Origin of the sequence: Dietzia maris (genome assembly GCF_014144855.1) — a bacterium.
In the GTDB taxonomy this organism is placed as follows: Bacteria; Actinomycetota; Actinomycetes; order Mycobacteriales; family Mycobacteriaceae; genus Dietzia; species Dietzia kunjamensis.
In genome coordinates, this window is the sequence record NZ_JAALDN010000389.1 from 1 (window position 1) to 7,067 (window position 7,067).

The 7,067-nt window shown below is 70.3% G+C and carries 6 protein-coding genes and 1 pseudogene; 2 read left to right on the forward strand and 5 right to left on the reverse strand.

Going from position 1 to position 7,067, the window contains the following annotated elements:
- The first annotated feature begins 403 nt into the window (after positions 1-403).
- Complete coding sequence (locus tag G6024_RS12740) at positions 404-1,345, forward strand: sulfite exporter TauE/SafE family protein (RefSeq protein ID WP_082923952.1); 942 nt, start codon at positions 404-406, stop codon at positions 1,343-1,345.
- Between the two features lie 46 nt (positions 1,346-1,391).
- A complete protein-coding gene (locus G6024_RS12745) occupies positions 1,392-1,874 on the forward strand; it encodes an RrF2 family transcriptional regulator (RefSeq protein ID WP_067717051.1) in 483 nt (160 codons plus the stop codon).
- Positions 1,875-1,914: 40 nt separating this feature from the next.
- Here the strand turns inward: G6024_RS12745 and G6024_RS12750 are convergent, their stop codons facing one another.
- The 5 genes and pseudogenes from G6024_RS12750 to cysD form a co-directional block, all read right to left on the reverse strand.
- Positions 1,915-3,177, reverse strand: coding sequence for a cation:proton antiporter (locus tag G6024_RS12750; protein WP_082923947.1), 1,263 nt, complete (start codon positions 3,175-3,177; stop codon positions 1,915-1,917).
- Between the two features lie 57 nt (positions 3,178-3,234).
- A complete protein-coding gene (locus tag G6024_RS16935) occupies positions 3,235-3,678 on the reverse strand; it encodes a TSUP family transporter (protein WP_338402918.1) in 444 nt (147 codons plus the stop codon).
- Between the two features lie 109 nt (positions 3,679-3,787).
- Positions 3,788-4,060, reverse strand: a pseudogene (locus G6024_RS16940) (sulfite exporter TauE/SafE family protein); the annotation flags it as partial.
- Positions 4,061-4,148: 88 nt separating this feature from the next.
- Positions 4,149-6,089 (reverse strand): sulfate adenylyltransferase subunit CysN, encoded by a 1,941-nt coding sequence (cysC, locus tag G6024_RS12760; protein ID WP_159148865.1) that lies wholly within the window; start codon positions 6,087-6,089, stop codon positions 4,149-4,151.
- Entirely contained in the window at positions 6,089-7,006 is a 918-nt protein-coding gene (gene cysD, locus G6024_RS12765; RefSeq protein ID WP_067716962.1) for a sulfate adenylyltransferase subunit CysD, read from the reverse strand. The genes cysC and cysD overlap by 1 nt, the downstream gene beginning before the upstream one ends.
- Positions 7,007-7,067 lie beyond the last annotated feature (61 nt).

Consider the following 7,067-nt stretch of genomic DNA (forward strand, 5'->3'; position numbering starts at 1 on the left):
GGGCTCGTCCGGACACCGGTGCGCGTCGGCCGCGACCCGGGCCGCGCCCCGGGACGGCAGGACACCGCTGCGGGCGTCGCAGCGGTGACAGCCCCAGACCGCGCCGTCGGCCGTCTCCTCGACGTAGCACTGCCGCTGTCCGACCTCGTTCATCGTTCCCCCCCGGGAGAAACTGCGCCAACCTCCCGCCGGCACATAGATCGCTATTGTGTCATAAATTTTTACTACTGGACAACGAAAACATCACTGCGCCCGGCGCCCCACCTCAGCGATGCCCGATCCCGTCCTGGACGGGCGATCGAATCGCACCCGGCCCTCACTGGACAGGTCGGTCTAGACAGTGCCCCTTCCTTATGTCTACTGTACTGATCGACTTAATCGATTCACTATTCTAGGGATGCTCGTGAAGACACTCATCGTGCTCGGCGTCGTCGGCGCCATCGCCCAACTCATCGACGGGTCTCTGGGCATGGCCTACGGCGTCACGTCCACGACGCTGCTGGTCGCGGCCGGTATCGCGCCCGCCGCCGCATCGGCGTCCGTGCACTTCGCGGAGATCGGCACCACCCTCGCCTCCGGCGTCTCCCACCACCGACTCGGCAACGTCGACTGGCGGATCGTGCGCATCCTCGCGGTGCCGGGCGCGATCGGGGCGTTCGCCGGTGCCACCCTGCTGTCCAGCCTCCCCGCCGACGTCGCCAAGCCCGTCGTGGGGGCGATCCTGCTCAGCCTGGGCCTGTACGTCCTGTACCGGTTCCTCGCACTCGGCGGCCGTCGCCCCGAGTTCCGCGGGCGGGTCCGCACCGGGTTCCTCGTCCCGCTCGGACTGGTCGGCGGCACCCTCGACTCCCTCGGCGGCGGTGGCTGGGGCCCGGTCGGCACCACCTCGCTGCTGTCCTCGGGCCGGGTCGAGCCGCGCAAGGTCGTGGGCTCCATAGACACCTCCGAGTTCGTCGTGGCCGTCGGCGGATCGCTCGGCTTCCTCGTGGGCCTGGGCGCCGCCGGCATCAACTGGGGTTACGCGCTGGCGCTGCTGGTGGGAGGTGTGCTCGTCGCACCGCTCGCGGCGTGGCTCGTCAAGCACCTGCCCGCCCGGGTGCTCGGCACGGCGGCCGGCGGCCTGATCGTCGTCACCAACTCCCGCACCCTGCTGGTGTGGGCCGAGGTTCCCGCGTCGGCGACCACCCCGATCCTGCTGTCCCTGGTCACCGTGTGGATCGGCCTGGTCACGTGGGCCGCGCTCGCCGAGCGGAGGGCCTCCGGCGGCGACGACGACGAGGCCGGCATCGACCCGGTCGGTCCCGCCCCTGCCGCGGCCGCCGCATCCGTCCCGGCGCAGGACTGATCCGGGCGGACGCCCGGTGGGGTGGACCCTCTGGGACACTGTCGGCATGAGGGTCACCGCCAAGTCCGACTATGCGTTGCGCGCACTCGTCGAACTCGCGGCGGCACAGCTCACCAGCCCCGACGACGATCCCCGCGACAATCCGCTGAGCGCCGAAGAACTGGGGCGGCGGCAGGACATCCCGCACGGGTTCCTCCAGGCGATCCTGTCGGACCTGCGGCGGGCCGGGATCGTGACCAGTCGCCGGGGCAAGACGGGCGGATGGTTCCTCGGCCGGGAGGCGCGGGACATCTCGGTCGCCGATGTCCTGCGGGCGGTCGACGGCCCCTTGGTGAGCGTCTACGACGTCCGCCCGGAGTCGGTGGTCTACAACGACCGTGCCGCGATCCTGCAGCACGTGTGGATCGCCTCGCGCGCGGCCCTGCGCCGGGTGATGGACGCCGTGACGATCGCCGACCTGGCCGCCGGGCACCTGCCGGGCGAGGTCCACGAGCTGACCCTCGACACCGACGCGTGGGAGCCCCGCTGACCGGAGGCCGGTCCCGCCACCCGGTCCGCTCCCGCCGGTCTCAGGTCGCCTGCTCGCGCCCGCGGTGGCGGTCGAGCCAGGTCACGGCCGGGGACGACGCCGCGCCGTGCAGGACGATGGACGCGACGATGACCAGCGACACCGCGGGCCACAGCGACCAGCCGTCCTCCTTGGAGAAGTACCCCATGGCGTAGCAGAGGTAGAACAACGACCCCACGCCACGCACCCCGAACGCCGAGACGAACAGGCGCTCCGGGGATCGCAGTCTGCCGTCGCCGATCAGCGCGATCCAGGCGGTGAGGGGCCTGATCACGAACAACACCCCGGCCGCGACGACGGCGTGCGACCACTCGAGCCGGAAGACCGCGTCGGAGATGAACGACGCCCCGATCACCAGCAGGATGAGCAGGGTGAGCAGGTGTTCGGTGTACTCGATGAACTCGTGGAAGTGGGCGTGCCGCTCGTCCTCGCGCTCAGCCGACCGCGCACCGAGGGCGGCGAAGAACACGGCGAGGAAGCCCCAGCCACCCACGAGTTCGCCGACCCCGTAGGCGAACAGCAGCGTGGCCACCGCGGCCGCGGGTTCGGCGTAGCCGATGAGCTGGTATCCCCCGACGCGGTGTCGGTAGAGCACAGTGGCGATCAGCCGGCCGATCACCCACCCCGCCACGGCGCCGATGACCGTCTTGCCCACGAGATCCCAGGCCAGCCAACCCCACAGCCAGCCCCCCGGCCCGCCCTTGGTGGCCAGGTAGATGGCGAGGTAGACGAAGGGGAACGCGAACGCGTCGTTCAGGCCGGCCTCGGAGGTGAGGGCGAAACGCGCCTCATCGTTCTCGTCGTCGGCGGCCTCGCCCGTCCCGGGGCCCGCCACCTGCACATCGGAGGCGAGGACCGGGTCGGTCGGGGCGAGCACGGCGCCGAGCAGGACAGCGACAGCGGGGGTCACCCCCAGTACCCACCACCCCAGGAGCGCGACGCCGGCGATGGACAGCGGCATCCCGATGGCGAGCAGCCGCCACGTGGTGGTCCAGCCACGGAAGGACAGGGGGCGGTCGAGGGCCAGTCCGACGCCGAAGAGCGCCACGATCACCGTGATCTCGGCCATCCGTTCGGCGAGTTCCGCGTGTTCGATCACGTCCACGAGCTGGGACTCGTTGGGCATGAGCCAGCCGATGAGCATGCCGACACCCACCACGATGATCGGGGCGGACGGGATGCGCTCCCGGAGCAGTCGCGGAAGGAGCGAGCCGAGGAGCAGCGCCGCGCCGACGACCGCGTAGATGAGGTCGGTGTTCGTCACGAACGAAAGTGTGGGCGCTCCTGGTGCGGCGGCGCCACCGAACCGGTCGGGAACCCGTCAGGCGCGGGAGACGGCCGGTTGGTCGGCGCGCGCGGAATACCTGCTCACCAGCACCCGCCACACCAGCGGCCCGCCCACCACGAGCACCAGCGTGATCACGCCGATCAGCGCCGGCGGGGCGCCCAGCATCGCCGAGGCGGTCACGGCCAGCACGATCGTGATGCCCCGGCGGATGAGCCCCTGCGGGACGCGGCTGGCGAACTTCGAGCCGAAGAACGTGCCGACCGCCCCACCGATCAACAACGGGACCAGCAGGTTCCAGTCGACGCCGGTGACCAGGACGTGCCCGATCGCCGCCGCGATCACCAGTGGGACCGCCTGCACCAGGTCGGTGCCCACCAGCCGCAACGCCGCCAGGGTCGGGTAGAGCAGCATGATGCACATCATGATGACGGTGCCCGAGCCGACCGACGTGATGCCGACCATCAGGCCGCCGATCACCCCGACCAACAGGGTGATGAGCGGCTTGACCGGGGGGGTCGGGGTCGTCGCCGGTGCGGATGCGGCCGGACATCTCGAAGAACGCCCGCAGGAAGTAGGCGGTGGACGCCACGATCAGCGTCGCACCGATGGCCTTCTTCAGCAGCCCCTGTACGTCGTCGGCGCCGATGGCGTGGACGAGCCACGCCCCCAGGTAGGCCGTCGGCACGGAACCCAGGATGAGCCAGAACGCGATCTTGAGGTTGGGTTTGCCGTGCCGCCAGTGCACGCCCGCGCCGATGACCTTGTTGACCGCGTTGACCACCAGGTCGTTGGCGACCGCCGCCGTCGGCGGGATGCCCACGAGGATGAGCGCCGGCGTCATCAGGGCGCCGCCGCCCATCCCCGTCAGACCGATCACCACGCCGATGACGGCGCTGACGACCAGCAGCCCCAGCGAATCGTAGGTCCAGAGGGCCTCGGGCACCGGCTCAGATTCCCAGGATGGAGCTGAGGATCCGCTGCGCGACCTCTTCCGCGGTCCCGTCCTCGGGGCGGATGTGCAGGTCGGGGGTCAGCGGCGGCTCGTACGGAGCCGACACCCCGGTGAACTCCGGGATCTCGCCGGACCGGGCCTTGGCGTACAAGCCCTTGGGGTCACGGGCCTCGCACTCGGCCAGCGGGGTGTCCACGAAGACCTCGGTGAACGGCAGGTCGGCCTTGGCGTGGACGTCGCGCGCCGCGTCGCGGTCGGCGCGCATGGGCGAGATGAGGGAACAGACGACGACGACGCCGGCGTCCGCGAACAGCGCCGCGACCTCCGCGGTGCGGCGGATGTTCTCGGCGCGATCCTCGGCCGAGAACCCGAGGTCGGCGTTGAGGCCGTGCCGCAGGTTGTCGCCGTCGAGGATGTAGGCGGGGTGCCCGGACTCGATGAGCAGTCGCTCCACCTCGGACGCGATCGTGGACTTGCCCGAGCCCGACAGGCCGGTGAGCCACAGTGTGCGGCCCTGTCCCCGGTCCCCGCGCTGGACGGCCCCGGCGTGCCAGACCACGTTGGACCCCGTGGTGGCGGGCCCGATGATCATGCCCGCGCCCACGGTGTTGCCGGTGATCTCGTCGACCATGATGAACGCACCGGTGTCGCGGTTGCGCCGGTACGGGTCGTACATCAGCGGGGTCTGCGTGCGCAGTCCGATGCGGCCGATCTCGTTGAGGTCGAGCTCTGTGGAATCCGGGTCGCGGTGCAGGGTGTTGACGTCGAGCCGGTACTCCATCCCCGTGACGATCGCCTTGGTGTCTCGGGTGGTGTGCTTGATGACGTAGCGCTTGTTCTGCTGCAGCGTGGTGGCGTCGTCGAACCAGCAGACCATCGCCTCGAGTTCGGTGCCCTGGTGCGGACGGTTGCCCGGACGGGCGATCATCTCGCCGCGGACGATGTCGATCTCGTCGTTCAGTGCGATCGTCACGGCGGCGGGCGCGGCGGCCTCGTCCAGCTCCGCCCCGCCCGGGCCCCAGATCGCCTTGACCGTGGACTGCCGACCGGACGGCATGACCACCACGTCGTCGTCGACCTTGATGATGCCGCCCGCGACGGTGCCGGCGAACGAGCGGTGATCCAGGCCGTCGGCGCGCTGGGGACGGATCACGTACTGGACCGGGAACCGGACGTCGGTGAGGTTGCGGTCCGAGGCGATGTGCACGTTCTCGAGGTGGTCCAGCAGCGCCGGCCCGGTGTACCAGGGCATGGAATCAGTCGAATCGACGGCCCCGTTGACCACATTGTCGCCCTTGAGCGCGGACAGCGGCACGAACGTGACGTCGTGGACCTCGAGCTTGGCGGCGAAGTCGGTGAACTCGGTGCGGATGGCCTCGAAGGTGGCCTCGTCGTAGTCCACCAGGTCCATCTTGTTCACGGCCACGACCAGGCGCGGTATGCCCAGCAGTGCGGAGAGGAAGGCGTGGCGGCGCGTCTGCTCGAGGACACCCTTGCGGGCGTCGACGAGGATGATCGCCACGTCGGCCGTCGAGGCGCCGGTGACCATGTTGCGCGTGTACTGCACGTGGCCCGGGGTGTCCGCGATGATGAACTTGCGCCGCGGGGTCGAGAAGTAGCGGTACGCCACGTCGATCGTGATGCCCTGCTCCCGCTCGGACCGCAGCCCGTCGGTGAGCAGCGCGAGGTCGGTGTACTCGTCGCCCCGCTTGGCGGAGGTGGCCTCGATGGAGGCGAGCTGGTCCTCGAAGATGCCCTTGGAGTCGAACAGCAGCCGACCGATGAGGGTCGACTTGCCGTCGTCGACGGAGCCGGCGGTGGCGATGCGCAGCAACTGGGCCTGGTCGGACATGGTGTGGCCGGTCTCCACGGTGGCGGCCTCGGGGTTCGGGACCGCGGTGGTGGGGGCCGAACCGGCGGTGGTCGGGGTGCTCATCAGAAGTAGCCCTCCTTCTTGCGGTCTTCCATGCCGGCCTCGGAGATCCGGTCGTCGGCGCGGGTCGCGCCGCGCTCGGTGACGCGGGTGCCCGCGACCTCGGCGACGACGGCGGCGTTGTCGGCGGCGTCGGACTCGACGCAGCCGGTGCAGGTGGCGTCGCCGACGGTGCGGAAGCGGACCAGTTCGGTGCGGGCCTCCTCGCCGGGCAGCGTCTCGAGGAACCGGGTGTTGGCCAGGAGCATGCCGTCGCGCTCGATGACCTCACGCTCGTGGGCGTAGTAGATCGGCGGCAGGTCGATGTCCTCGCGCTCGATGTACTGCCAGATGTCGAGCTCGGTCCAGTTGGACAGCGGGAAGACCCGGATGTGCTCGCCCTTGCGGTGGTTGCCGTTGTAGAGCTTCCACAGCTCCGGGCGCTGCGCGCGGGGGTCCCAGGCGCCGAACGCGTCACGGAACGAGAAAACGCGCTCCTTGGCGCGGGCCTTCTCCTCGTCGCGGCGGGCACCGCCGAAGACCGCGTCGAAGCGGTTCTCCTGGATGCCGCGCAGGAGGGCGGTGGTCTGCAGCCGGTTGCGGCTGGTGCCCGGACCGGTCTCCTCGACCACGCGGCCGGCGTCGATGTCGTCCTGGACGTGGGAGACGAGCAGCTGGACGCCGGTCTCCGCCACGACCCGGTCGCGGTACTCGATCACCTCGTCGAAGTTGTGTCCCGTGTCCACGTGCATGAGCGGGAACGGCATCGGCGCGGGCCAGAAGGCCTTGCGGGCGAGGTGGAACATCACCACCGAGTCCTTGCCGCCGGAGAAGAGCATCCCCGGGCGTTCGAACTGCGCGGCTACCTCGCGGAAGATGTGGACGGACTCCGCCTCGAGCGCGTCGAGATGCGAGAGCGTCACCGCCGACCTCGTCGTCATGCGACCTCCAGTGTCGTGGACCGTCCGGGGTACCGGGCGGCTGACGGCAGACAGATCTGTC

Coding starts and splice junctions, on each gene's coding strand:
- G6024_RS12745 (WP_067717051.1), top strand. CDS start 1,392: ATGAGGGTCACCGCCAAGTCCGACTATGCGTTGCGCGCACTCGTCGAA.
- cysC (WP_159148865.1), bottom strand. CDS start 6,089: ATGAGCACCCCGACCACCGCCGGTTCGGCCCCCACCACCGCGGTCCCG.
- cysD (WP_067716962.1), bottom strand. CDS start 7,006: ATGACGACGAGGTCGGCGGTGACGCTCTCGCATCTCGACGCGCTCGAG.